We start from the raw sequence: 24,622 nt of genomic DNA on the forward strand, positions 1-24,622 counted from the left end.
GTTTGGAGGGGACGAACATGCAGGCTTTCTTCACGTTCCTGCAGCAGAACCCGTATCTGCTGCTGTTCTTCGTCGTCGGTCTCGCCGTCTATATCGGCCGGGCCAGCATCAAGGGCTATGGCCTCGGCATGGTTGCCGGCGCCATCGTGGTCGGGGCGGGCGTTTCCGTTTGGGCGTCCAGCTACGGCGTGAAGCTGGAGCTGAACAATTTCGCGAAGAGCCTGTTCTACTATCTCTTCATGTACGGCGTCGGCCTGCGTGTCGGCCCGTCCTTCATCAACAGCCTGAAGGGTGACGGGCTGAAATTCTGCATCCTGGCGGTGGTGTCGAGCGTGATCGGCTTGGCGCTGGTCGTCATCGGGGCCAAGATGTTCTCGCTTCCGCCCGGTGCTGCCGGCGGCATGCTGGCAGGCTCCCAGACCATGTCGGCGGCCATCGGCTCGGCCGAGCAGGCCATTACGTCGGGTGTCGTCAAGCTGCCCGAGGGAATGAAGGCTGAGGACGCCTCCGGCATGATCGCGCTGTCCTACGGCATCACCTATATTTGGGGTACCGTCGGCATCATCCTGATCTGCAAATATCTGCCGCGCTGGTGGGGCGTCGACGCGAAGGCGGCGGCCCGGCAGTACGAGCAGGAGTTTGGCGTTAGGGATCTCGAGGGCGGCGGCCTCACGGGTTTCCGCCAGTTCGGCCTGCGCGCCTATCGGCTGGAGAATGCCGCAACGGCCGGCATGAGCATCGCCAAGTTCCGGGCGATCAATCCGGAATACCGCATCGTCAACGTCTCGCGCGGTGGCGAGGCGCAAGGCGCCGATCCCGAGCTCGTGCTGCAGAGAGGCGATATCGTCGCACTCGGCGGCTCGACCGAACATCTCACCGACAAGATGGGCCTGATCGGGCCGGAGGTCGCCGATGCCAAGACTCTCGGCATCCCGATGGACCAGGCCGATATCCTCGTCACCAACAAGGAGATGGTGGGACGTACGTTCGAATCCTTCCGCGACACCGCACTTGCCGGCCAGTTGCAGGTCACCAAGGTCGAGCGGGGCGGCGTGCAGATCCCGGCCGGACTCAAGACCAAGCTGGAGCGGATGGACATCATCTCCGTGGTCGGCCTGAAGTCCGCGGTCAGCGAGCTCGGCGAGATGTGGGGCCGGATCGCCCGGTCCAACACGTCGACCGATCTGCTGACGCTGGCCGTCGGCATGATCATCGGCTTCCTGATCGGCAAGATCGAATTCCCGGCGTTCGGCGCCAAGATCGGCCTCGGCAATGCCGGCGGCCTGTTGCTGTCGGGCGTGATCGTGTCGTCGATCGTGTCGCGCCTGCGCTTCTTCGGCAACACGCCGAATGCAGCGCGCAATGTGTTGGAGGACCTCGGTCTGGTCGTCTTCGTGGCCATAGTGGGTGTGAATGCGGGCGCCGGGCTACTGGCCCAGCTCACCGGTGCGGTGGCTCTCAAGATCTTCCTCGTCGGCTTCATCGCCTGCACGATCCCGCCGTTCATCGTCTGGGCGATCGGCTTCCACATCTTCAAAATCAATCCTGCGGTGCTGATGGGCGGCGTTGCAGGCGCGCGGTCGCATTCCGGTCCGTGCCGCGAAGCCGCAGTCGAAATCCAGAGCTCCGTGCCCTGGATCGGATTTCCGGTCGGCTACGCCGTCTCGGGCATCCTGCTCACCGTGTTCGGCTATTTCGCGATGATCCTCGCGCAATGATCAAAAGGGAAAAGAGAGTCATGAAAAGATATCCGATTGTTGTCGCGCTCGGTGCCTCGCTTGCTGCTCTGACCGGTCTCAGCACGCCGTCGCGCGCGGACACCGGCCAGGTTGCCGTCGTCTTCACCAAGGGAGGCTTCATCGTGGGCGTCGGCGGAGGAGAGGGCGTTCTGCTCTATCGGGGCAAGAAATACCCCTTCACCGTCTCCGGCATGAGCGTCGGCCTCACTGTCGGGGCCTCGACCACCAAGTTCGTCGGCCGAGCGCTCAATCTGAAGGGCCCTGCGTCCATCGAAGGCTCCTATGCGGTCGGCGGAGCGGGTGGGGCGATCGCCGCAGGCGCCGGTGCCGTGCAACTTCAGAACGGCAATGGGGTGATCCTGCAGCTCAGCGGTCCGAGGGTCGGCGCGGAAGTCTCGGCGGCGGTCGGCGGCGTCACGATCCGCCTGAAGTGATTGGAAAGGACGAAGGGAAGGGGTTGCGCTTGCGCGGCCCCTTTGCGTTCAATATCGCTCGGCGATGAAGTTCATCCCCTTCAGGCTGGCTTGGTCGTTGTAGCGTCCTTTGTCGGAGCGCCTCGGCAGTTTGATCTTGTCCTTCTTGATACGCTTGTAGGATATGGCGCCGAGAAGATGGGCGATGCAGTTCAGCCGCGCCTTACGCTTGTCGTCGGAGCGGATGATGTACCATGGGGCGTCCTTGGTGCTGGTCTTCTTCAGCATAAGGTCGCGCGCCCGTGAATAGTCGTACCACCGCCGGTAGGATTCTAAGTCCATCGGACTGAGCTTCCATTGCCGGACGGGGTCGTCGATCCGGGCCTTGAAGCGGCGCTCCTGCTCCTCCATTCCGACCTCGAGCCAGATCTTGATCAGCAAGATGCCGCCTTCGATGACGTATCTCTCCATCTGAGGACACAGGTTGAGGAAGCGCTCATGCTCCGCGGGCGTGCAGAAGCCCATGACATATTCGACGCCGGCGCGATTGTACCAGCTGCGGTCGAAGATCACGATCTCGCCGCCGGCCGGAAACTTCTCCATGTAGCGCTGGAAGAACAGCTGGGTCTTCTCACGGTCCGACGGGGCGGGGAGGGCGACAACGCGGAACACGCGCGGGCTGACCTTCTCGGTGATGGCCTTGATCGTCCCACCCTTGCCGGCGGCATCGCGGCCCTCGAACAGCACGATGACGCGGAGCTTGTTTTCCCGGACGTAGTCCTGGAGATGACAGAGCTCGACCTGAAGCTTCTCCAACTGCTTCTCATAATCCTTCCGCTTCATTCGTTCTGCGGGCGCGTCGTTGGCCATGCCGGTTCTCTCGTCATCTGTTCCGGGATTCATTCGTCCCACGAAATGGTCACGCCGATATCGCCGGGCACGCCGCCGGGAAAATCGATGATCTGGTAGGCGATGCGGTAGCCCCGCGGCTTTAGATAATCGCTCCAGAGCTGGAAGATCTCTTTCGGGATGCCGGTCAGTGTGCTCTCCCACCCCTTCTCCATCTGGTTTATCGCTCGCCCCTTGTCGGTGCAGAGCGAATTTGGGAAGCGATAGACCAGCACCTCGGTCAGGCCGTTTCGCACCGCGCGCTGGATAACGGTGGAGGCGAGCTTGATCTTTTCCTCCTCGCTCTTGCCAGAGGGTTGTCTCAGCCGCTCGATCAGCGCGCGCTTCTCGGCTTCGGCAGCGGTCGCGAGGCGAACATATTCATCAGCCTTCTCCGCCTCCTTGAGAGCGGCTTCCTTCCGAAGCTGGGCAGCGTTGGGGATGAGATCGTCGAGGCCGGGCATGGCTACGGCTCCTGATAGTTAGGCAATCAGCATCGAGGAAACGCTAGGTCCGGCTGGGGGCATTCCCTTGATTCAAGTCAAGCAATCCGAGAACTGCCTGAACACAGTGATGCAAGTGAACCTGCGCTGACCGGGAGGGACGTTTGAGCGAACAGCTGCATCCGATGGCTCCGCACCATCTGCCATTCTATTTGGCACCCGAAAGCGGAACCGACACGCTGATGGTCGTGATGGGCGTGTTCCTGATCGCCGCCGTGCTCTGGGTCGGCACCCTCTATTGGAAACTGCACAGCCTACCGGAGCGAATGGCACACAAATCGCAAAAGCTGCAATTCGAATTCGTTGCGGTGCTTGGCCTTATTTCGCTGTTCACGCACATGCATATCTTCTGGATTGCCGGGTTGCTGCTCGCGATGATCGATCTTCCCGATTTCGGCACACCGCTGCGCAGCATTGCGGGTTCCGTTGAGAGAATTGCTGAGGGGGCTCCTACGGCTGACGGTCAGGACCTCCGGACAGGGTCTGACATTGCGATGCCGCCGGCAGGTGAGCCGGACTCTGCCGCGAAGGAGCCCACCCATGCTTGAGCTTCTGATCTGCTCGCTCGTCACGATCCTGCCGGACTATCTTTACCGCCGCTATGTCCAGGGCAAGCGCCTGGGCAGGGAGATTACGTTCTATTCGATCTGGTACGAGCTGCGCTGGGGCATCACAGGCTGCTTGATGCTGACCGTTTCGCTGATCACTATGATTTTCTATTTCCACCCGGCGACCTCGTCCGCGACGCTGTATTTTCGCACGGTGCCGATCTTGCCCGAAGGCTCGGGCCGGGTTGCTGAGGTCAAGGTTGGCTTCAGCGCGCCAGTGAAGAGGGGCGACATCCTGTTCACGCTCGATGCGTCCAAGCAGCAGGCCGCGCTGGAAACCGCCAAGCGGAAGATCGCGGAGGTCGACGCCGCCCTGCAGACAGCGCAAGCCGATGTGGTCAAGGCCGAGGCGCAGATCGGGGAGGCGAGGGCCAATTATCAGCAGGCCAAGGATGAGCTCGAGGTCAAGAGCGAACTTCAACGGCGCAATCCCGGTATCGTACCGCAGCGCGACATTGACAAGCTCCAAGTCCTGGTCGATCAGCGCCAGTCCGGCATCGATGCTGCGATGGCCGCCAAGCAATCGATGGCGCTTCAGGTATCGGCGCTGTTGCCGGCACAGAAAGCCAGCGCGGAGGCAGCGCTCGATCAGGCACAAGTGGATCTCGACAAGACGTTGGTCCGAGCCGGTGTCGACGGGCGTGTCGAGCAATTTTTGCTTCGGCCCGGAGATGTCGTCAATCAACTGATGCGGCCCGCAGGCGTTCTGGTCCCGGACGGTGCCGGCCGCAAGACGCTCCAGGCCGGCTTTGGCCAAATTGAAGCTCAGGTGATGAAAGAAGGGATGGTCGCGGAAGCGACCTGCATCTCGAAACCGTGGGTGGTCATTCCGATGGTGATCACGACCGTGCAGGATTACATCGCTGCGGGACAGTTCCGATCAGGCGAGCAATTGGTCGATCCTCAAAACGCGGTCCGCCCTGGCACCATTCTGGTGTTTCTGGAGCCGCTGTACAAAAACGGCCTCGATGGCGTGACTCCCGGCAGCAGTTGCATCGTCAACGCCTATACCAGCAACCACGAAGAGATCTCGGCCAAGGATACGCCGACCGGCCGGAAGATCGTGCTGCATGTCGTGGACGGCGTGGGACTTGTCCACGCGCTGCTACTGCGACTCCAGGCGCTACTACTGCCGATCCAGACTTTGGTACTGAGCGGTCACTGAGATCGTCCGCGGGAGTGACGAAATGCGCGCATGGAAGTGGCCGCAACCCCGTCCGCGTCCGACGGGGCGCGGCGGTAGCGGCCCAAGCGCGCGGCTACAGCCCCCGTTCTGGTTCTTGGCGGCCAGGGCGGAATCACAATGCCGCATGAGCGCTGAAGCGTTTTGGTCTTTGCCTGTGCTCGCGAGACATGTTTCTATGCTCATGCTGTGATAATGACGAAGCAGGAGGAGCGGAGGCGTCACGCCGGCTTTCCGGAGCACTCCCGCATGCGTCGGCAGGTTTGTGTCCTCGCTGTCCTGGCCGTGTCCATGTGCATGTTCAACCTCTCGGCAGCGTTCGCTCGGGAGGCCAAGCGCGTCGTCATTCTTCATTCGTTCGGGCGCGATTTCAGGCCATGGGGGCAATATGCAAAGTCCATCCGGGAGCAACTGGATCGTCTTTCGCCATGGCACCTGGAGATTCAAGATCACTCCCTCGTTTCTGCCCGTTTCCCCAATGACAATCCTGAGGCCGCCTTTGTCGCGTATTTGGATGCTCTGAACGCGGGACATCCGCCCGATCTGATCGTCTCGATCGGGGCTCCTGCCGCCAATTTCGTGCAGCGAAACAGGACAAATCTTTTTCCCGGCGTGCCCATGGTGCTCACGGCGGTTGAAAGGCGGCGAGTGGACCTCGCAAACCTTTCACCCCAGGACAGCGTCGTTGCCGTTGCGCATGACTTCCCTCGGTCCTTCAGCACCATCCTCGAATTGCTTCCTGCAACCAAGAGGATCGTCGTGGTCAACGGCGCGTCACCGAACGAACTGGTATGGCGAAGGGAAATTCAAAAGGATGCGGATCTCTTCCAGGGCAAGGTCGAATTCCTCTGGTACGACGGTATGTCGTTTGGAGCCATCCTGCAGGTCTGTGCTGCGCTTCCGCCCGACTCCGCGATCTTCTGGCATCTCATGAATGTCGACGCGACGGGAGTGGCCTACGAGGGTGACCGTGCCCTGCAGGCGCTCCACGAGGTCGCGAATGCTCCAATCTTTTCCTACGATGATGGCTTCTTCGGCCAGGAAGTCGTAGGCGGTCCCATGCACTCCGTCGATGAAATCAGCCGCTTGACAGCGACGGTGGCGGTACGGCTTCTTGGAGGCGAGGAGCCGGCCCAGGTCAGGCCAGCTGCGGTCGGCTTTGCTCCGGCGAAGTTCGACTGGCGACAGCTGCAGCGCTGGGGCATCGCCGAGAGCCGCTTACCTCCTGGCAGCGAGGTGCTGTTTCGAGAACCCGGTGTCTGGGAACGCTATCGTTCGCAGATATTGATGATTGCAGCCGTGTTCCTGGTGCAGGCGGGTCTCATCAGCGGGCTCTTGCATGAGCGCAGGCGACGCCGGGTCGCCGAGATCGAATCGCGCCAGCGCATTGCCGAACTCGCCCGCGCCAATCGCTATTCGGCGGTCGGCGAGTTGACCTCCTCGATCGCGCACGAATTGAACCAGCCGCTTGGCTCGATCCTGACCAACGCGGAGACAGCGGAGCTCCTGTTGCAGGCGGCCTCACCCGATATCACCGAGCTCAGGCAGATAGTCGCTGACATCAGGCGTGATGATCAGCGGGCGAGCGAGGTGATCCGCAGGCTACGCAGCATGCTGAAGAAGACGCCTTTCGAGGTCGAGGAGATCGGGCTGAATCATCTCGTGCGCGAAGCCATTGATCTGGTGCAGGCTGTGGCGGACGGGCGGCGCGTCAGTTTGATGTATCAGCCTGTCTTGATGAACCTTTTGGTCAGAGGCGACCCGATCCAGCTTCAGCAGGTGGTTATCAACCTGATCATCAACGCGATAGATGCGATCTGCGAGGTTGAGGCAGCAAAGCGAGAGGTCAGCGTTATGACCTTGCGCAACGGCAATGAGGCCGAGCTCAGGATCAGCGATACTGGTCCCGGGATCAACGTCTCGGATCTCGCAAACATTTTCGATCCCTTCTTCACGACAAAGCCGCAAGGCATGGGCATGGGCCTTGCCATCGTCAAAACCATCGTTGAGGCGCATGGCGGCAGCATCTCGGCTGCGAACTTGCCGGCGGGTGGGGCGCTGTTCGCCGTCCGTCTGCCGATCATCTCCTGACCCCCAGTAGTCCCGATCCCCATTTGAGCATTCCATGAGTGTTCGCGCGCCGGAGCAGCCGCGATGTCGTTTCGTTGATCTCGATCAACAAACGCCTCCGTCCCGGCCCGATCTTCCGCATTGGAAGACCGAGGGAGGATGTGATGCTTCGCTGCGGCAAGACCCTGATGGCACTGGTGCTTCTCATGGCGGCGTCGGTCGCCGCAACGGCGCAGACCACAACCACACCTGCCGCCCCGGCCCCGCAGGCGCAGCCCGCCAGCCCGGGCGCGCCGGCTGCCGAGCTCTTGAAACCGGAGCAGCTCGAAGCGCTGGTCGCGCCGATCGCGCTCTATCCCGACGAATTGCTGGCCAATGTCCTGGCGGCGTCGACCTATCCGCTCGAGGTGGTCCAGGCCGACCGCTTTCTGAAGGAGCGCAAGACCCTGAAGGGCGATGCACTCAAGTCCGAGGTCGACAAGCAGGGCTGGGACGACAGCATCAAGGCGTTAGCCAGTACAGCCGATGTCCTGACCATGATGAGCGACAAGCTCGAATGGACACAGAAACTCGGCGACGCCTTTCTCGCCCAGCAGCCCGACGTGATGGATGCGATCCAGCGTCTGCGCAGCAAGGCCTATGACAACAAGAAGCTCGTCACCACAAAGCAGCAGAAGGTCAGCGTGCAAAGTCAGGAAGGCAAGCAGGCCATCGTGATTCAGCAGGCCGACCCTTCGACGATGTACGTGCCCTATTACGATCCCGCCACCGTCTACGGCACGTGGCCTTATGCGGAATATCCGCCGTATTACTGGGGCTATCCCTCCTATATCGGCGCGGGCGTGGTCGCAGCCGGTATCGCCTTCGGCACGGCCTGGGCAATCGGACGCTGGGGCAACTACTGGGGCGGCGGCTGCAACTGGGGCAACCGCAACGTCTATGTCAATCATCGCAACACCAACATCAACACCGGCTGGCAGCACAATCCGGCGCATCGCCAGGGCGTGCGTTACAACAACACCAACGTTCAGCAGCGCTTCGGCAACAACAATGTGCGCGCTGGGGCCTCGGACCGCATGGATTTCCGCGGGCGTGACGGCAACCAGGTGCTGCGTCCCAATCAGGGTGGCCCGGGAGATCGAACGGGAGACCGGGCTGGCGATCGTGCGGGTGATCGCGGCGGGCCTGGTGATCGCGCCGGCAATCGGGGAGATCGTCCAGGCGCAGGCAATCGTCCCAGCGCAGGAACGCGCGATCGACCGGGCGGTGGTGATCGTGCTGGTGCCGGCGATCGCGCCAAGGGCAGTGGTGATCGCGCCAAGGGCGGCGACCGGGCCAAGGGCGGCGGCGACCGGGCCAAGGCGGCGAACCGGGCCGGCGGAGGCGCAGGCAACCGCGGTGGTGGCGGCAATCGCGGCGGCGGGATGAACGTCTCCTCCGGCCGGGCGGCGGCCGCTGCATCCGCCCGCGGACGATCGAGCATGGCAAGCATGCCGCGGGGAGGCGGCGGCGGGCCAAGCTTCGCCGGGCGCGGCGGCGGTGGCGGAATGGCCGCGCGTGGCGGTGGCGGTGGCGGCTTCCGAGGTGGTGGCGGCGGTGGCCGGCGCTCCGATATCGCGCTGAAGCACGACATAGTCCTGCTCGGCCATCTCGCCGGTGGTCTCGGCTATTACCGCTTCAGCTACATCGGGAGCGAGAAAGCCTATGTCGGCGTAATGGCGCAGGAGGTCGAGCAGGTGATGCCTGGTGCCGTGACTCGCGGCAGCGACGGTTATCTGCGCGTCCATTACGACAAGCTCGGGCTGACATTCCGGACCTACCGCGACTGGCTCGCCGGCGGCGCGAAGATTCCTGCGGAGGTGATCCCATGAGCGGTCTGAAATGGCTCCGGCGTGCGGCTGGGCTCGGCTTGCTGACGCTGGCCCTGTCAAATCCATCCCTGGCGCAGCAAACCTACAAGTCGCCGGAAGATGCGGCAGCCGCGCTCGCCGCCGCGGTCAAGAGCGGACCCGCCGACATCCTGAAAGTGCTCGGCAGGGCCGCTGAGGACATCGTCTCGTCCGGAGACGAGGTCGCCGACAACGATATCCGCGCGCGCTTCACATCGATGTACGCCGCCAGGCATGGCATCAAGGCGGAGGGCAACAAGACCGCGACCCTGATGCTGGGGCCGGATGATTTCCCTTTCCCGATCCCGCTGGTCAACACCAGGGCTGGCTGGGAGTTCGACACCGCCGAGGGGCGCATTGAGGTGCTTCGCCGGCGCATCGGCCGCAACGAGCTCGACGCGATTCAGACCGCGCTCGCCTATGTCGACGCGCAGAACGAATATGCCGACAAGGACCGCGGTGAAGGCGCCGGCGTCTACGCCCAGCGTATCGTGTCGTCGCCCGGCAAGAAAGACGGACTGTTCTGGCGCGACGACAGCGATCCGAGCCCGCTCGGGACGCTCGCCGCGGAAGCCTCGAAGGAGGGCTACAAATCAGGTGACGTCGGGCCCGCGCCTTATCACGGCTACTACTTCCACATTCTCAAAGGGCAGGGCCGGAATGCGCCGGGCGGTGCGCTCAACTATGTCGTCAAGGGCAAGATGATCGGCGGCTTCGCGCTGATTGCCTGGCCTGCCGAATATGGCAATTCCGGCGTGATGACCTTCCTGGTCAATCATGCCGGCACCGTCTACCAGAAGGATCTCGGCAAGCGCACCGAGTTCATCGCCGAGCGCACGACGCTGTTCGATCCGGACGAGACCTGGAAGAAAGTCGATGCCGCAAAGCCCTGAACGGCGCGCTCACGTGCTCCGATTGATCGCGGCTCTCCTGCTGGCCCTCGGGCTTGTCGCGCCGCCGCTACCATCCTTCGCCCAAGCCGCGGGGCAGGTCCGGGTCAAGATCGTCAAGGCCGGCCTCCTGCTCGGCGGCGGCGCCGGCCGCGGCGTGCTGACCTATCGCGGCAAGACCTACCCCTTCAAGGTCAACGGCCTGAGCCTCGGGATCACGGCCGGCGCCACGATCGGTCGTCTTGACGGCTGGGCCTCCGATATCCACGACGTCGGTGACTTCGCCGGCACCTACAGTTCCGTCGGCGGCGGCTTTGCGCTCGTCGGAGGTGTCAACGGCGTCCATCTCCGCAACGAGAAGGGCGTCACCATCGTGCTGCAAGGCCCGAAAGCGGGGCTCGAGCTCGCGGCCAATATCAGCCAAGTCACGATCTCGCTGAGATAGGCACGAGCTTCTGGACGCGGCGATTCCCGGTTTCAAAGCGCATTCCACGCAGGCGCATTCCTTGTCGTCATCCCAGGTGCTGATCGCACCGATTCAGGACGCAGCTATTAGGAACCCGGCCGTCCTTCGTTGCTTAGAAGTGGGATGGAAATGTGTAGCAGTGGGTGTCAATGCAGCTTGGAAGTCTTCCGCATTCGAAGCTTTCCGTGGTCGCGGTTCCCGCCCACAACGAAGAGCGTTACATTGGAGGTTGTCTTGCGGCTCTGGCGTTGCAGCGCGACGAGATGGGAGCTCCGATCGCGCCCGGCTGCTTCGAGATCCTGATATTCGCCAACAATTGCACCGACCGAACCGCCGCGGTTGCGCGGCAGGCCGCCCAATCCATCCCGCATCCCGTCATCGTCATCGAAGAGGACATGCCATCGGGGCAGCGTAACGCAGGATGGGCTCGCAAGCGCGCGATGGACCTGGCGGCGGCGCGGGTCGCCGAGGTTGCCCCGGTCCGTGGCCGCGTGTTGACGACCGATGCGGACAGTCGCGTGGCGCCGACTTGGTTTGCCGCCACGGTGCGCGAATTCGAAAAAGGCGTCGATTGCGTTGCGGGCTACATCGATGCGCTTGCCGAGGACTACATCGCGCTGGGTTGCGAATTCGTGTCCAGGGGGCGTCTGGAAGATACCTATTTGCGCTATCTCGCCGAGATCAACGCGCGCTGCGATCCCAGGCCACATGACCCCTGGCCCAACCATCGCGTTTCATCCGGAGCCAGTCTCGCGGTTTCCCTTGCCGCCTATTCGGCAATCGGCGGTCTTCCGGCTCGTCCCGTCGGAGAGGACGCCGCGCTCACCGAGACACTGGCCCGCGCCGGGTTCAAGGTGCGCCACTCGATGGATGTGTGCGTGACGACATCATGCCGTTTCGATGGGCGTGCGACCGGTGGAGCCGCCGACACGATGCGGCACCGTCATGCGGTGCCCGACGCGCCCTGCGACGAGGAGATCGAGACCGCACTGCAGGCGACCCGGAGATTTCTGTGCAAGGGATTTCTCAGGGAGCGATGGACCAATGGCCCGAGCGGGCGCCCGTGGCCGGCAGCCCTGGCGGCAGTGAGTGATATGGCCGATCTGCTCGATGGCAACCGGAGCGGCTCGTTCGAAGACGTGTGGGAGGAGGTTTGCCGTCGAAGTCCCGCCCTTCAAAGGGGCGCGCCGCTGCGGCCCTCGGATCTGCCGCGCCAGATCGCCGTCGCAAAGATGATCGTGAGGCAGCTGGCAAGCCCGGTCAGGACGCCGAGAATCTCTCGAGACGATAGACCTCGTCATGCAGAACGGAACGAACCGGCAATACGGATCTCGTGACTTCGGCGAACAGTTCGCTGGCCTCGCGTCCGGTCAGCGGATAGTCGGTTTCACCGAGCCAGTGGCACAGGACGATCTCGCCGTCCTGCGCGATCGACTGGATGCATGATCGGGCAACACGCTCCAGGTCGGCTCTTTCGAAATAATACAGCACCTCTGATAGAACGATGAGATCGAATGTCCCCGCGGGGTAGTCCTCGGGGAGAGTAGCCCTGCGAAACGACACATTGCTGTCGTTCACGGATCTGGCTGCTTCGATGGCCGTCTCCGACGTATCGATCGCGAGCAGATTGACGCAGCGGGCGCTGAGCAGTTTCGTCAAGACTCCGATCGAGCAACCGACCTCCAGCCCGGCCGGGTAGCTGTCCCGGGTAAGACTTCGCAGCGTTGCGCGATACTTGTCGCGCTCGTAAGCGCTTGTCCGAAACCGCCAGGGATCGATGTCGGACTTGTATTTCTCTTCGAAATATTCGGGCGGCAACGTTGCCTGTCTCCGGGTCAAATTCGCACCTCGATGAAATACTCGTAAGAGCCCAGAAAGGGCGCGAGCGACTCCGGATTGAAGCGAAAGCCGTCGGGATCATCGCTGATGAGGTCCGTCATCTGGGATGCATGGGCCTCGATCGCCGCGAGCTTGCGGGCCTGGTGGATCGAAATGTCGATCCGCCAGGCGTGAGGGGCGGGCAGATCCAACTCGGCATCGACCTCGGCATGCCATCCCCAGATCGGATACGCCCAAAGCTTCAAACCCGGGATCATTCCCGCGACGGCTTTCGCCAGTTGCGCCGAGGCCTCGTGATCGCAATGTGGATCGCCTTCCCAGGTGACGAGAAGGGAGCCCGCGCCGGAACGGCGAACGATGTCGGCAATTTGCTTCACGGCAAGGTCAAACTGCGGTCCCGACTTCGGCACCAGCGTGTCCGTGAGACCGAGGAACGTAATGCGATCGGGCGGCAACCCGAGGGTCAGGCCCGCCTCGTGCAATTCCGAATAGCGCAGATCGACCAGCTTTTGTTTGGGATATTGCGTTGATCGGGGATGTGAGCCGGACCCGTCGGTCACCACCACCACATCGACTGCTTGCCCGGCGGCGCAGGCTTCCGCAATCAGTCCTCCTGCGCCGAGGGTCTCGTCATCGGGGTGGGGGGACAGGATGACAATAGGACGTCCTCCGGTCAAATCGCGAACGCTGGCGACAGGGCTTGCGCGGAGGGCGTCGAGATATGCTCCCGCCCGCATTCTAGAAATCTCCGACGGAAAGCCGCGAGTTCAGGAACGCCTTTGCTCCGTCGCTCATGGCCAGATCCGGGACAGGTTGGCGCAGATACGTTGCCAGGTCGCGCGATATCCGCTCGATCGGATTCGGACGGACGAAGGAGGTGAGTCCGACGCCGCGCTGAACTGCTTCCATCACGTCCAGCGCGCACCGTTCGGTGACCATCCGGGTCAGGTTGGCGAAAGCAACCACATTGAACGAACCTGGATCAACAGTCGAAAGCCGGCGGGCGGCTTCTTCCACCCATTGCCGTGCCGTCTTGGCAGAAGCGATGCAGTGCGCCAGGCGGTCCAGCTGATAGGGATCGCCACCCCGGCCTCGGGTCAGGAGGTGGTCCCTGAAGAGATCGACGAGACGCTCGATCGCTCCGGTATGGGCCGCACAAAATCGCCATGCGCCTCCGGAGAAATGGGGTTGGCGCATGAAGTCTCCGGCCACGCCAACCACGTTGTCGGACGAGATGACGGTACCGGACAGGTCGATTGCACCGGTTGCAGTCGATCGCATTCCCTGCGCAGTCCAGCCCGACAGATCCACCTTCTGATCGCTCAGATGCAAAAGGCACATGATCTGTGAACCTTCGGCAACCGCGGTGACGATAGGATCGGTGACAAAGCCGGCGCCGGACGCGAGGATTTTTCGTCCGCGCAGGACACGTGGATTTCCGTTGATGACGTGCAGTCCCTCGGCGTCGTCAGCGCCCCACACCGCCGACAGCCCGCCGTTTGCAACATGCTCCGACAGCGCCTGCATTTGGTCGCGATGACCGTATCGCGCCAGCAGCGACACCGCGTTGACGTGACCCTCGTAGATCCGCGCAACCGACAAATCGGCCGAGCCGAGCAGCCTCAGGATCGTGCAGAGTTCATTATGCAGGACAGGGTCGCACAGGCCGGCTCCGCCGAATTCCCTAGGGAAGGGGGACATCGCGAGGCCAAAGTTCCGAAACTCTGTCCACGTGCGCTCTCCGATCACGCCGGCCTGATCCGTTTCCGCGGCGGCATCGAAGGCCATCGTTGCGAATTGCTCTACGCCCTGCAGCAGGACCTGGTTTTCTGTGAGGGCTAGAATAAGCGTCGCTCCCGTCATGATGCGCCGAAGGCCGACGCTCGGTCGCTAAAACCGCCCAACAAATCGATTGTTCCTAAACTAGGAACGATGCGCCACAGAGGAGCTTAGCGTCATGCGCACATCTGTGGAGCGCACCCCGGACAATCGATGGCAACCATCCAGCTCACTGGAGACAACGTGAAGTCACGCATCTGGTGGATGACGTGGGTCGAGCGCAACGAAATCATCGGCCGCATCGTGCAAGATGACGTCGGACGCTGCCAGATCTGGCCCGCAGGCCCTCACTGGAGCCCAATGAAGAGTTTTGCTGCCTTCACTTTCGACAGTCCTGAAACAGCTGCCGCCGAAGTGGAATTGTACTTTCGAGGCCGCTGATATCCGTTTGATTCACCATCACGGCTCGTGTAGCACGTTTCGCATTCGCGCAGTTCTAGGCGCTCCCGGGCCGGTGACCAGTGAATCAAACGTCCAATCCGGCCGCGCTCGACAAACTGAAGGCCCGCATTCAGGCGTTGCGCGCCAAGACCATCGCCAATGGTTGCACCGAGGATGAGGCGCTGTCGGCCGCCGCCAAGGTTGCCGAGCTGCTGGATCGCCATGATCTCTCGCTCTCCGACGTCGAGCTGCGCGGCTCGCCGTGCGAGCGCAGGGTCTACGAGACCTATCGCAAGAAACGAATCCCGCTGGATGACTGCATCGGCGCGATCGCTCAGTTCTGCGATTGCCGGGTTTGGCGCGAGAAGAATGCTGCCGGCGACAACAGCTATGTGTTCTTCGGTCTCGGTGCCGATGTCGAGGTCGCGCATTACCTGGCAGAACTGATCGACGGCGCCGTCCGCGCCGAGCTTGGCCGCTTCAAGACCTCGGTCGACTACAGCAGGTTCCGGCACCAGGAGCGACATCTGGCCAATGCCTCCTTCGCGCTCGGGATGGTGGCGTCCATCGCGGACAGGCTGGTGGCGATCAAGGCCGGCCGCGATCAGGTCAACGAAGGCACCGGCCGCGGGCTGGTGGTCCTCAAGAGCTCGGTGGTCGATGCAGAATTGGAGAAGCTCGACCTCAAGCTCCGGACCACGCGCAGCACCGGCCGGATGGTATCGATGACGGCCTATGAAGCCGGGGGCGCTGCCGGCGCGTCGCTGGCGATCAATCCCGGCCTTGGCGGCTCGCGGTCAGGGAGTACTCCGAAAGGAAGCTGAAGGGGCTCGGTTTCGGCCGGAGTCGAGAACATGGCGATGCCAGTCGTCGATGCTGCTCGGCGAATGGATAAAATCCAGCGTCACCATAATGCTTGCCGTCGTCGTGCTTGGCCGCCGGCATCGATCGGCTCGCTGGTCCTGGAGGAGAGGGCGCCGACCCGCGCTTGGCTCTGGAAGAGCCAGGCGCGCTCCTGCGCCCCGCCTCTTTGGGGCTTTCAGCGACGCGGAAACCTCAGCTCTTGGGACTTGCGCCTTTCAGAGCGTCCCATGCGGCCTGGTTCGCCTGATCGAAGGCTTTGCGGGATTCCGCGAGCGCGGCGCTCAAGACCGACCAGGATTCGCTGCCGGCCTGCTTCAGCTTCTGCAGACGCACCTCTGCCTCGGACGCATCGGATTTCATCTGCTTGAGCGCGGCATCGACATCGACGGTGCGGGCTGCTGCGACCTTGCCGGCGGCCTCGCGGAATTTGTCCGCGGCGTCACGCCAGGCCTTTGCCTGTGCGGCCGCAACGTCCTTGAACGTGGCCTGCTGCTGCTCGAGCTGTTTGCCGGCGCCTTCGAAGTAGGTTTTCACCTGGGCTTCGAATCCGGCCCACTGCTTTTCCAGATCGGCCTTGGCATCCGTCCAGGCGGCTTCACCTGCTTCCGCCTGGGTCTTGAGCATCGCCTGAAACGCATCTCGGCGCGCCGTCAGATCGGACAGGAGCTGATCGGTCTTGACCTTGGACTCGGCCTTGGCCTGGCCGGCCTTGACTTCGAACGAGGCCAATGCCGCATCCATTTCGTCGATCCGCTCCTTGGCCCAGTTGAGGTAGAAGTGCATGGTGCTTTGCTGTGACATGGCCGTCTCCATCTGCTTGCCGGCGCCAGGATCCCAGAACCTGAACTTGCTCGTGTTGACCTGTCGCAATGACACTGCGCCATGGAGTTCGCACGGACTCCGTCCTGCCGGGTCATGGTTCCGGCGTTGGCGGAGTGCCGGTGTTCTGCCCGACCTGTCAAATGGCGCTTTTTCGCGCCTCGAAAAAAGCGTGACGGCAGTGAGACTTAGCTACTGTGCATGGGGTTGTTTTGCGAAATTTTAGGGAAGGGCCTGTCCACCAGGCAGCCGGATCCACCTTGTGGAACCTTTTCCCAACGACTGCGTTGCCTTCGCATGACTGAAGACCTTTCCTTCCGACGCAAACCCCTGACCCCCGAGCAGCGCCAGGCGCGTGATGCGACACGCCGGATCGAGGCGGAAAAAGCCATGCGCGAACATGAAGAGGCGCAGAAGGCGTTTTACGCCAACAAGGAGCGGTTGAGGGCCGAGCGGCTGGCCCGTGAATCGGGCGAAAAGGCCTGATCCAGCCAAAGTCCTGCGGTCCAATACTCCAAGGATGTATTCAGGCGATGCCGCCGACTAATGTCGGTTCGGCATCCGTGTTGCGCTCCATACTTGCATCAACGCCTGGACGGCTCCGGGGAACGCGCGCCGGGGCGATTTCGCCTCGATCGCTTCAGCTGCGATGCGGCAATCGTCGGCGACCTTGAGCAGTCCGCCTCGCGTGAGGTCCATGGTGGAAAGAGCGGCCTGCTCCAGGCAGACCCGTTCAAGCCTTCGAAACTCCCGCAGCTCTTTGTTCATGCGTCGGCTCCCGGTATGTCCCAAGCCATGCGGCGCTGAGTCTGCTTAACAAAAGGTAAACAATCTCAACCTAGCCGAATTGGCTGGCGGCGGGCTGGTGCGAGCGCGGAACGCGCTGGGCGCACCAGCAGGCTTGACGGCGTCTGGCTTCCGCCGGAAGCTTCGACCAATCCAAATGCGAAGCACGGAGATAGTTCGCCCCAGCAGGTCCAATCCCCATCAGCGAAACCAGAATGGAGCTGACCATGACCACGTTCGACAAGCGCGAGCAGGGCTTCGAGGCCAAATTCGCCCACGACGAGGAATTCATGTTCAAGGCTGCCGCCCGGTCCAACAAGCTGCTCGGGCTCTGGGCCGCAGGTCAGCTCGGGCTCGGCGGCGATGCCGCGGCAAGCTACGCAGCCGCGCTGGTGACGGACCATCTGGAGAGCCGGACAATCGCCGATGTCGTAGACAAGGTGTCAGGCGATCTTGCTGCCAAGGGCATCGCGCGGGAGCAGGTCGCGGCCAAGCTTCAGGAGTGCCTGCACCAGGCGCTGGCGCAGCTCGAAGGGGATACGCAATAGGGCCGACCTGGTGGCTCGCGCTGCATCCTCGCAATCGAAACGAACTCGCTTTCCTCTACCCCGCGCGCGTCCCGCTTTCGTCGGCGCACGTTGTTTCGTGCTAGCGTGCCCGACGGCCCGTCGCGCGACGGGCGGGATCGGGAGGCGGCGAATGACGAGGAGCGGCTTTGGCAGATGGTGCGGCGGGATCGCGCTCGCCGGCGCGATCATGGCCAGCGCCGGCTCCGCGGAAGTCTCGGCGACACCGCTGTCGCCGTTTCGCTACGAGGCACAGGCGCAGCGTTATTGTCCGCACGACAAGGTGGTCTGGCTCGATTTCCGCAAAGGCATCTACTACCGCAAAGGCCAGAAGCGATATGGCCAGGGGTTCGATGGCAGCTTCGTCTGCTTGAACGAAGCTCGCGACGGCCGCTATCGCCGCTCCCTACTGGGCCTGCGCTGAGTAGCGCCGGCTATTTATGCGCCGGCAGCCTGACCGGTACGTGCGGGGAGGTGCTGATGATGCGGGGGCTTCCGTCCGGATAGGTGCGGTCGCCGCGGATCAGGGACTCCAGGATCAGGAAGAATTTCTCGGCAAGCATGTGCGTCACCCGGTTGGTGATGGCCTCTGGAAATGAGTCGAGGCATCGAGCGCGGAAATTCAATCAACAGAATGGGAACGGGACATCGGCGCATGCTGCGCCGCGGTTGAAGCCGCGCTGGAGAGGGACGAAGCGGCGCTTAGGCGAACGCGAGTGCCACGAGGCTCGAGCAGAGCAGGACCAAACCGCCGGCGGTCAATGCCAGGAAGCCGTCAGATACCAGGTCATGGTTGCGCATGGGACACCTGCCGCTCTCGTCTTCGATGCTCGGTCGGATCGATTAAAATTGTCCGAACGCGCCGTCTGGAAAGAGGTGATGCTTGCCTTTCGCGCGGGTGCCCTCAGGCCCTCGTGCGGTAGCCTTCGAACGCATGGGCCAAGAAGATCCCCGCGCTTACCAAACCCATCAGTGCCGAAACCGTCTCGATCATCGTTAAATTCCAAATCCCGCCCTTGCACCCGAGAGAACGCGGACGCCCTTGCACAGTCAAAAGAATTCCAGTGAAGCCGGAGACAATGAGGGTGGAGTGAGGATTCGGCGCAACAGAATGTCCAGCCGTGGCACAGAGCAGGCCCTATCGCTCCGTAGAACAACGGAAAAATGCGAACGCTCTGTTTACCATCCCGGCGGGATCGCTGTGCGCTCCCCATTTCCGCCGTGTTCGGGTTGCGTTATCGTTACCGTATCCGATGCGGTGGTGGGCCGCCTCGGATCAAAGGACCGGACAGCGCTCCCCGTAGCCAAAGCGGGTTGGGTAAGCCTCCGGCAAAGTGGTATTTGGGGCGCATGGGGATCCGACGGTCAGATTCGGTTTTGCGGGCCGCACGCGGTGTTGCGGCGGTCGCAACCTGCCTTGCGCTGGCCAACTGCGCCTCGTCCAGCAAGTTCGCCAGCCGCGTCGATCCGAAATACGGCGTGTCCTCGAGCCCCCGGGTCGTGGCTTTCGGCGAGCCGGTCCCGAAGGGCGGCGGCACCTACCGCATCGGCAAGCCCTATGTCGTGGCGGGTAAGACCTACGTCCCGGAAGAGGACGTCAACTACCGCGCCGAGGGCATGGCGTCCTGGTACGGCGACGACTTCCACGGCCGCCTGACCGCCAATGGCGAAGTGTTCGATATGACCTCGCTGACCGCGGCGCATCCAACCCTGCCGATGCCGTCCTATGCGCGTGTGACCAATGTCTCGAACGGCAAGTCGCTGATCGTGCGCGTCAACGACCGCGGGCCCTATCACGGCAATCGGCTCATCGACGTCTCGAACAAGGCCGCCGAACTGCTTGAATTCAAAGGCAATGGCGTCGCCAGGGTCCGCGTCGAATATGTCGGCCGGGCGCCGCTCGAAGGCTCCGACGACCGCCAGCTTCTGGCGACCCTGCGCACCGGCGTCCCGGCGCCGTCGCCCTCGATGGTCCGGGTCGCTTCGGCCAAGCCGTTCGTGCCGGAATTGGCGGGAGCGAGCCGCGGTGCCATTCGTGGCGACGTGCCGATGCCGGAGGGACGGCCGTATAATCTCGGTACGACCTCAGCCGACATGGCTTCGCTCAATGCGACCTCGGAGATGTCGGCCTCGAGCCGCGGCCGGGGCCGGGCGGTCCATAACGCCCGCGCCGTGTCGTATGAGGACGACGGCCGCTATGCCGCGGAGAGCGCTCCCGCGTCGGCCGACGGCGCTGCCGAGGCCCGCAGCATCCTGAGCGGGCGCGGGCTTTACTAGACCGCGCTTTCCTTCAGGAACTGTACCAGCGCCGCATTCACCTCGTCGGGCCGTTCCTGCTGGACCCAATGGCCGGCGCCCTCGATGATCAGCTTTCGCTTCAGGTTGGGCAGCACGCGCTCGAGTTCGTTGACGCGCTTGGCGCCGATCAGGCCGGTGATGACGGCGTCCTTCGAGCCCGCGATGAACAGCGAGGGCTGGCGGATCTGAGCATCCTGCCATGGCGCCGTCAGCTCCCAATTGCGGTCGAGGTTGCGGTACCAGTTCAGCCCGCCGCGAAAGCCGGACTTGCGGAAGCTTTCGGTGAAATGGGCGAGGTCGGCCTCGCTGAGCCAGCCGGGCAGCGGCTCGTCGGTGGTCGCATGGCCGAGGAAGCCCTTGCCCTCCTGCACGAACATGGCGGCGCTGGGATCGGCGAGGCCGCGTCCACCGAGCACGATGCGCATGGTGCGGCCAACGTCACGCTCGAACTCAGCCTCGGCGACGCCAGGCGCCTGGAAGTACTGCCAATAAAAGTTGGTCACGCCGCCCTGGCGCAACAGGTCGAGCGGCTTGCCCCGGCCGCGGAACGGCGGCGGCACGCTCAGGCCCGCCACCGCCGTGAAGATGTCGGGCCGGAACAGCGCCGCGTGCCAGGCGACCGGCGCGCCCCAATCATGGCCGACCACCATCGCCTTGGTCTCACCGAGCGCCTGCACGAGGCCGACGACGTCGCCGACCGTATCGAAGATCGAGTAGGCTGCGGCGTCCGGCGGCGCCGCGCTCTGGCCGTAGCCACGCATGTCGGGGGCGACGACGTGAAACCCGGCCTCGGCGAGCGCCTCGATCTGATGGCGCCACGAATAGGACAGCTCCGGCCAGCCATGGCACAGCACCACCAGCGGACCCTGGCCGGCTTCGCGGATGAAGAGATCGATGCCGTTGGACTTGATCATGCGGGTGGACGACATCGCTTTTCCGCCTTGTTTCAGGGGTTTGGTCGAGAAACGTAAGACACCACGATAGGGGCGCGGCGAGAATCGTGCAATCTCACGGCAGGCGTCCGCGCTGTGTTGTTCGCATCGGTTCCAACTGTTAGAACGCCGCTCTCAGGGCTTGGCCATGGCATTTCGTCTTTTTTCGTTCCATCGCACCCGGCTCACCGCCGCAGCGATGGCGCGCGGGCTTGTCGCCGCTGCTGTGGTGGCGGGGATCGGCTGGGGCGGGGCTCTCTATGCGGCCAACCAGAGCGTCCAGGGTGCCAAGAAGACCGAGGATGCCGGCTTCGACGGCGATGCTCCGACCGCGATCCTGATCGAGGCCTCCAGCGGCAGCGTGCTGTTCGAGAAGAACGCCGACGAGCTGCGCGCGCCCTCCAGCATGATGAAGCTGATGACGGCCGAGGTCGTCTTCAACGCCATCAAGAAGGGCGACATCAAGCTGACCGACGAATACCGGATCAGCGAGAACGCCTGGCGCAGAGGCGGGGCGCCCTCGGGCGGCTCGACCATGTTCGCGGCCATCAACAGCAAGGTCTCGGTCAACGACCTCCTGCACGGCGCGATCATCCAGAGCGGCAACGATGCCTGCATCGCGCTGGCCGAAGCCATGGCCGGCAACGAGAAGATCTTCGCGGCCGACTTCATGACCAAGCGCGCCCGCGAGCTCGGCATGACCAAGTCGACCTTCGGCAACTCCAATGGGCTGCCCGATCCCGCCAACAAGATGACGGTGCGCGAGCTCGGCATGCTCGCCCGGCACATCATCCTGGACTTTCCGGAGTTCTACAAACTTTTCGGCGAGAAGGAGTACACCTGGAACAAGATCCGTCAGCCCAACCGAAATCCGCTGCTCAATTCGATGGAGGGCGCCGACGGGCTGAAGACAGGCTACACCAAGGAAGGCGGCTACGGCATGGTCGGTTCGGCGGTGCAGAACGGCACGCGGCTGATCGTCGTGATCAACGGGCTGGAAGATCCCGAAGATCGCGCCACGGAAGCCAAGAAGATGCTGGAATGGGGTTTCCGCAACTTCGAAACCCGCACGCTGATCGCGGCCGAGCAGCCCGTCGGTTACGCCAAGGTGTTCGGCGGCGAGAGCCGCTCGGTCAGGCTCGTCGCCAAGACTCCGGTGAAGGTGATGGTGCACAAGAACGGCAGCGACAAGCTGATCGCGCGCGTGGTCTATAGCGGCCCGGTGCGGGCGCCGGTCGAGGCCGGCCAGCAGGTCGGTGTGGTCCGGGTCTGGCGCAGCGGCAACATCGCGGTGGAGACGCCGGTTTATGCCGCCGAAGCCATCGGCACCGGCTCGACCGTGCGACGCGCGATCGACGGCGCCAGCGAGCTCGTGATCGGGATGTTCCGCGCAGGCGCCGAGAAGCTCTGATCATGAGTGAGCACGCAGGACAGCGGCCGTCCGGACGCGGACGCTTCATCACTTTTGAAGGCGGCGAGGGCACGGGCAAGTCGACCCAGATCAAGAAACTTGCCGACCGCCTCAAGGCGGCAAAGCTGCGGATACGCGTCACGCGGGAGCCGGGCGGCTCGCCGGGCGCGGAGATCATGCGTCATCTGGTGCTGTCAGGCATGGGCAGGCTGCTGGGCCCCGAGGCGGAGACGCTGCTGTTTGCCGCCGCGCGCGACGACCATGTGCGCACCGTGATCCTGCCCGCGCTCAGCCAGGGCACTTGGGTGCTGTGCGACCGCTTCGCCGACTCGACACGGGCCTATCAGGGCAGCCTCGGCCAAGTGCCCGAGGGCCTGATCAACGCGATGCAGCGGGTCACGATCGGCGATCTCAAGCCGGACCTCACCATCATCCTCGATCTGCCGGTCGAGATCGGCCTGCAGCGCGCCGCCGCGCGCCGCGGCAGCGCCACGCCCGACCGGTTCGAGGGCGAGAGGCTCGATTTTCACCAGGGCCTGCGCGAGGCCTACCGAAAGATCGCGGCGGACGATCCGGCGCGCTGCGTGCTGATCGACGCCAATTCCGACCCTGACACGGTCGCAGGCCGAGTCTGGGCGGTGCTGCGCGATCGTCTCCTTCCCACACCAGCCTCGGTGGTCTCCGCATGAGCCCGCGCCAGACCGAGCGTGAAAGCGCCATTCCGCATCCGCGCGAGACATCTAAGCTGTTCGGCCATCGCGACGCCGAGACGGCGCTGCTGGCGGCCTATCGCAGCGGGCGGATTCCGCACGCCTGGCTGATTGGCGGGCCGCAAGGCATCGGCAAGGCGACGCTGGCCTATCGGATGGCGCGCTTCGTGCTCGCCCACGGGCAGCCTCTGGCGGAAGCCGTGCAGCGCGCCGAAAATCTCGCGATCGATCCTGATGACGCCGTGGCGCGGCAGGTGGCAGCCGGCTCGCATGGCGGCCTGTTGACGCTGGAGCGGACCGCCAACGATCGCGGCGTGATGCGCACCGTGATCACCGTGGACGAGACGCGCGAGACCATCGGCTTCTTCGGCTCAACGGCCGCGGCCGAAGGCTGGCGCGTCTGCATCGTCGACACCGTCGACGAGCTGAATCCGAACGCGGCCAACGCGCTTCTGAAAATCCTCGAGGAGCCGCCGCAGCAATCGCTTTTCCTTCTGGTGAGCCACGCTCCCGCGCGCGTGCTCGCCACCATCCAGTCGCGCTGCCGCAAGCTGCGGCTGCGGCCGCTTGCCACCGACGATGTGATCGGCGCGGCGGCGGCGGCGGCCGAGCTCGATACGAACGATCCCGCGCTGCGCGAGGCCGCAGAGGCCTCCGAAGGCAGTGTTGCACGGGCGCTGACGCTGCTCGGCGGCGATGCTCTGAAGCTGCAGCAGCGCACGGCGGCGATGCTGGCGCGACTGCCGCAGGTCGATCCGCGCGAACTGCACACGCTCGGCGATTCGCTTCCCACCAACGATCGTGTCGCGCTCGGCGCCTTCATCGACGGCATCGACCGCTGGATCGCGGAGCGCCTGCATGCGGACGATGCCAATGCCAACCAGAATCTGCCGCGCCTTGCGCGCCTAGCCGAGGTATGGGAAAAGATCGTCCGCGCCGCGCGCGACACCGAAACCTACAATCTGGAGCGCAAGCCCTTGGTTTTCTCGGTGTTCGGCTGGCTGGCGGACGCAACCCGCTGAAGCATGATCCGGGAAAGTGCGGAGCGGTTTTCCGAAACGATCATGCGCAAAACGGCGACCTGACGCAGGTTCGTTTCCAGATTTTTGAGAAGCCGACAAAAGGAATTCGTCGTGGCAACGCGAGCTAAGAAAACCGCCAAGGGCAAGAGCAGCAGGAACAAGAAGGCTGCCAAGAAGACCGTGAAGAAGGCCGCGAAGAAGGCAGCAAAGGCGCGCGCGTCCAAGGCCCTCAAAAAGACGAAGAAGGCTGCAGCCAAGAAGAGCGTGAAGAAGAGCGCGGCGAAGGCGTCAAAGAAGGCCGGCAGGAAGGTTGCGAAGAAGCGCGTCGTCGCCAAGAAAGTCTCCGCGACAGCTATCGCCAAGAAGCCAGCTAAGGCTTCAGCCAAGACCAAGCCTCCAGCGAAAAACAATGCTCCGGCGAAGACGATCGCGAAAACGGCGACTGCGCCTGCCGTGATCGCTGCACCGGCACCCGTCGCCACGCCGCCGAACACCGTGAAGCGCAA

28 protein-coding genes are annotated in these 24,622 nt (G+C 63.4%); 18 read left to right on the top strand and 10 right to left on the bottom strand.

From position 1 onward, the window contains the following. Positions 1–17: 17 nt before the first annotated feature. Complete coding sequence (locus JQ580_RS04795) at positions 18–1,718, top strand: aspartate:alanine exchanger family transporter (RefSeq protein ID WP_212278540.1); 1,701 nt, start codon at positions 18–20, stop codon at positions 1,716–1,718. A gap of 20 nt (positions 1,719–1,738) precedes the next feature. Next, a complete protein-coding gene (locus JQ580_RS04800) occupies positions 1,739–2,173 on the top strand; it encodes a hypothetical protein (RefSeq protein WP_212278541.1) in 435 nt (144 codons plus the stop codon). Positions 2,174–2,221: 48 nt separating this feature from the next. Here the strand turns inward: JQ580_RS04800 and ppk2 are convergent, their stop codons facing one another. Together ppk2 and JQ580_RS04810 are read right to left on the bottom strand one after the other, a co-directional pair. Next, a complete protein-coding gene (gene ppk2, locus JQ580_RS04805) occupies positions 2,222–3,022 on the bottom strand; it encodes a polyphosphate kinase 2 (RefSeq protein ID WP_212278542.1) in 801 nt (266 codons plus the stop codon). 29 nt (positions 3,023–3,051) lie between these two features. Next, complete coding sequence (locus JQ580_RS04810) at positions 3,052–3,504, bottom strand: hypothetical protein (protein WP_212278543.1); 453 nt, start codon at positions 3,502–3,504, stop codon at positions 3,052–3,054. 164 nt (positions 3,505–3,668) lie between these two features. On the opposite strand from JQ580_RS04810, the gene JQ580_RS04815 reads away from it, so the two are divergent. The 7 genes from JQ580_RS04815 (at position 3,669) to JQ580_RS04845 (ending at position 11,986) form a co-directional block, all read left to right on the top strand. Continuing rightward, entirely contained in the window at positions 3,669–4,091 is a 423-nt protein-coding gene (locus tag JQ580_RS04815; RefSeq protein ID WP_249134020.1) for a hypothetical protein, read from the top strand. Then, entirely contained in the window at positions 4,084–5,316 is a 1,233-nt protein-coding gene (locus JQ580_RS04820) for an HlyD family secretion protein (RefSeq protein WP_212278545.1), read from the top strand. Before JQ580_RS04815 ends, JQ580_RS04820 begins: the two co-directional genes overlap by 8 nt. Positions 5,317–5,631: 315 nt before the next feature. Next, positions 5,632–7,425: a sensor histidine kinase gene (locus JQ580_RS04825; RefSeq protein WP_249133926.1), complete on the top strand. Its 1,794-nt coding sequence runs from the start codon at positions 5,632–5,634 to the stop codon at positions 7,423–7,425. Between the two features lie 143 nt (positions 7,426–7,568). Continuing rightward, entirely contained in the window at positions 7,569–9,275 is a 1,707-nt protein-coding gene (locus JQ580_RS04830; RefSeq protein ID WP_212278547.1) for a DUF3300 domain-containing protein, read from the top strand. Then, positions 9,272–10,186, top strand: a complete 915-nt coding sequence (locus JQ580_RS04835) for a DUF2950 domain-containing protein (protein WP_212278548.1) — start codon at positions 9,272–9,274, stop codon at positions 10,184–10,186. The genes JQ580_RS04830 and JQ580_RS04835 overlap by 4 nt, the downstream gene beginning before the upstream one ends. Then, entirely contained in the window at positions 10,170–10,628 is a 459-nt protein-coding gene (locus tag JQ580_RS04840) for a hypothetical protein (protein WP_212278549.1), read from the top strand. Before JQ580_RS04835 ends, JQ580_RS04840 begins: the two co-directional genes overlap by 17 nt. 206 nt (positions 10,629–10,834) lie before the next feature. Continuing rightward, complete coding sequence (locus JQ580_RS04845) at positions 10,835–11,986, top strand: glycosyltransferase family 2 protein (RefSeq protein WP_311982102.1); 1,152 nt, start codon at positions 10,835–10,837, stop codon at positions 11,984–11,986. On the opposite strand, the gene JQ580_RS04850 is transcribed toward JQ580_RS04845, so the two are convergent. The 3 genes from JQ580_RS04850 to JQ580_RS04860 are packed head-to-tail and all read right to left on the bottom strand — an operon-like array spanning position 11,910 to position 14,351. Further along, positions 11,910–12,488, bottom strand: a complete 579-nt coding sequence (locus JQ580_RS04850; RefSeq protein ID WP_212278551.1) for a class I SAM-dependent methyltransferase — start codon at positions 12,486–12,488, stop codon at positions 11,910–11,912. The genes JQ580_RS04845 and JQ580_RS04850 overlap by 77 nt on opposite strands. Next, positions 12,485–13,225, bottom strand: a complete 741-nt coding sequence (locus JQ580_RS04855; protein WP_212278552.1) for a PIG-L deacetylase family protein — start codon at positions 13,223–13,225, stop codon at positions 12,485–12,487. The genes JQ580_RS04850 and JQ580_RS04855 overlap by 4 nt, the downstream gene beginning before the upstream one ends. Position 13,226: 1 nt before the next feature. Further along, positions 13,227–14,351, bottom strand: coding sequence for an acyl-CoA dehydrogenase family protein (locus JQ580_RS04860; RefSeq protein WP_212278553.1), 1,125 nt, complete (start codon positions 14,349–14,351; stop codon positions 13,227–13,229). Positions 14,352–14,480: 129 nt separating this feature from the next. Here JQ580_RS04860 and JQ580_RS04865 point away from each other — a divergent pair, with 129 nt between their 5' ends. Then, positions 14,481–14,708 carry a hypothetical protein gene (locus JQ580_RS04865; protein WP_212278554.1) on the top strand — a complete coding sequence of 76 codons (228 nt, stop codon included), beginning with the start codon at positions 14,481–14,483 and terminating at the stop codon, positions 14,706–14,708. Positions 14,709–14,788: 80 nt separating this feature from the next. Beyond that, the gene (locus tag JQ580_RS04870) at positions 14,789–15,532 is read left to right on the top strand and encodes a DUF7168 domain-containing protein (protein ID WP_212278555.1); all 744 of its coding nucleotides are present in this window, start codon (positions 14,789–14,791) and stop codon (positions 15,530–15,532) included. 232 nt (positions 15,533–15,764) lie between these two features. Here JQ580_RS04870 and JQ580_RS04875 read toward each other — a convergent pair whose 3' ends face one another. Next, on the bottom strand, positions 15,765–16,373 hold the full coding sequence (locus JQ580_RS04875) for a sll1863 family stress response protein (protein ID WP_212278556.1): 609 nt from the start codon (positions 16,371–16,373) through the stop codon (positions 15,765–15,767). A 315-nt stretch (positions 16,374–16,688) separates the two neighbouring features. Here JQ580_RS04875 and JQ580_RS04880 point away from each other — a divergent pair, with 315 nt between their 5' ends. Next, on the top strand, positions 16,689–16,877 hold the full coding sequence (locus JQ580_RS04880) for a hypothetical protein (RefSeq protein ID WP_106950690.1): 189 nt from the start codon (positions 16,689–16,691) through the stop codon (positions 16,875–16,877). Between the two features lie 57 nt (positions 16,878–16,934). On the opposite strand, the gene JQ580_RS04885 is transcribed toward JQ580_RS04880, so the two are convergent. Continuing rightward, positions 16,935–17,159 (bottom strand): hypothetical protein, encoded by a 225-nt coding sequence (locus tag JQ580_RS04885; RefSeq protein ID WP_212278557.1) that lies wholly within the window; start codon positions 17,157–17,159, stop codon positions 16,935–16,937. A 245-nt stretch (positions 17,160–17,404) separates the two neighbouring features. Between JQ580_RS04885 and JQ580_RS04890 the strand changes: the two genes are divergently transcribed. Further along, positions 17,405–17,725 (top strand): DUF1476 domain-containing protein, encoded by a 321-nt coding sequence (locus JQ580_RS04890; protein WP_212278558.1) that lies wholly within the window; start codon positions 17,405–17,407, stop codon positions 17,723–17,725. A 151-nt stretch (positions 17,726–17,876) separates the two neighbouring features. Continuing rightward, complete coding sequence (locus JQ580_RS04895; protein WP_212278559.1) at positions 17,877–18,167, top strand: hypothetical protein; 291 nt, start codon at positions 17,877–17,879, stop codon at positions 18,165–18,167. 10 nt (positions 18,168–18,177) lie between these two features. Here the strand turns inward: JQ580_RS04895 and JQ580_RS34075 are convergent, their stop codons facing one another. Further along, the gene (locus JQ580_RS34075) at positions 18,178–18,306 is read right to left on the bottom strand and encodes a hypothetical protein (protein WP_283813934.1); all 129 of its coding nucleotides are present in this window, start codon (positions 18,304–18,306) and stop codon (positions 18,178–18,180) included. A 787-nt stretch (positions 18,307–19,093) separates the two neighbouring features. Between JQ580_RS34075 and JQ580_RS04900 the strand changes: the two genes are divergently transcribed. Next, positions 19,094–20,020 (top strand): septal ring lytic transglycosylase RlpA family protein, encoded by a 927-nt coding sequence (locus tag JQ580_RS04900; protein WP_212278560.1) that lies wholly within the window; start codon positions 19,094–19,096, stop codon positions 20,018–20,020. Here JQ580_RS04900 and JQ580_RS04905 read toward each other — a convergent pair. After that, entirely contained in the window at positions 20,017–20,970 is a 954-nt protein-coding gene (locus tag JQ580_RS04905; RefSeq protein ID WP_212278561.1) for an alpha/beta fold hydrolase, read from the bottom strand. The two genes, JQ580_RS04900 and JQ580_RS04905, sit on opposite strands and share 4 nt — an antisense overlap. Positions 20,971–21,121: 151 nt before the next feature. On the opposite strand from JQ580_RS04905, the gene JQ580_RS04910 reads away from it, so the two are divergent. Genes JQ580_RS04910 through JQ580_RS04920 form a run of 3 tightly spaced genes read left to right on the top strand, consistent with a single transcriptional unit; the run spans position 21,122 to position 24,116 of the window. After that, complete coding sequence (locus JQ580_RS04910) at positions 21,122–22,384, top strand: D-alanyl-D-alanine carboxypeptidase family protein (protein WP_212278562.1); 1,263 nt, start codon at positions 21,122–21,124, stop codon at positions 22,382–22,384. Between the two features lie 2 nt (positions 22,385–22,386). Beyond that, a complete protein-coding gene (tmk, locus tag JQ580_RS04915) occupies positions 22,387–23,073 on the top strand; it encodes a dTMP kinase (protein WP_212278563.1) in 687 nt (228 codons plus the stop codon). Next, positions 23,070–24,116, top strand: a complete 1,047-nt coding sequence (locus JQ580_RS04920; protein WP_212278564.1) for a DNA polymerase III subunit delta' — start codon at positions 23,070–23,072, stop codon at positions 24,114–24,116. Before tmk ends, JQ580_RS04920 begins: the two co-directional genes overlap by 4 nt. On the opposite strand, the gene JQ580_RS34195 is transcribed toward JQ580_RS04920, so the two are convergent. Continuing rightward, positions 24,050–24,622, bottom strand: a complete 573-nt coding sequence (locus tag JQ580_RS34195; protein WP_311982106.1) for a hypothetical protein — start codon at positions 24,620–24,622, stop codon at positions 24,050–24,052. The two genes, JQ580_RS04920 and JQ580_RS34195, sit on opposite strands and share 67 nt — an antisense overlap.

Source organism: Bradyrhizobium sp. SZCCT0148, assembly GCF_018129985.1.
In the GTDB taxonomy this organism is placed as follows: Bacteria; Pseudomonadota; Alphaproteobacteria; order Rhizobiales; family Xanthobacteraceae; genus Bradyrhizobium; species Bradyrhizobium japonicum_H.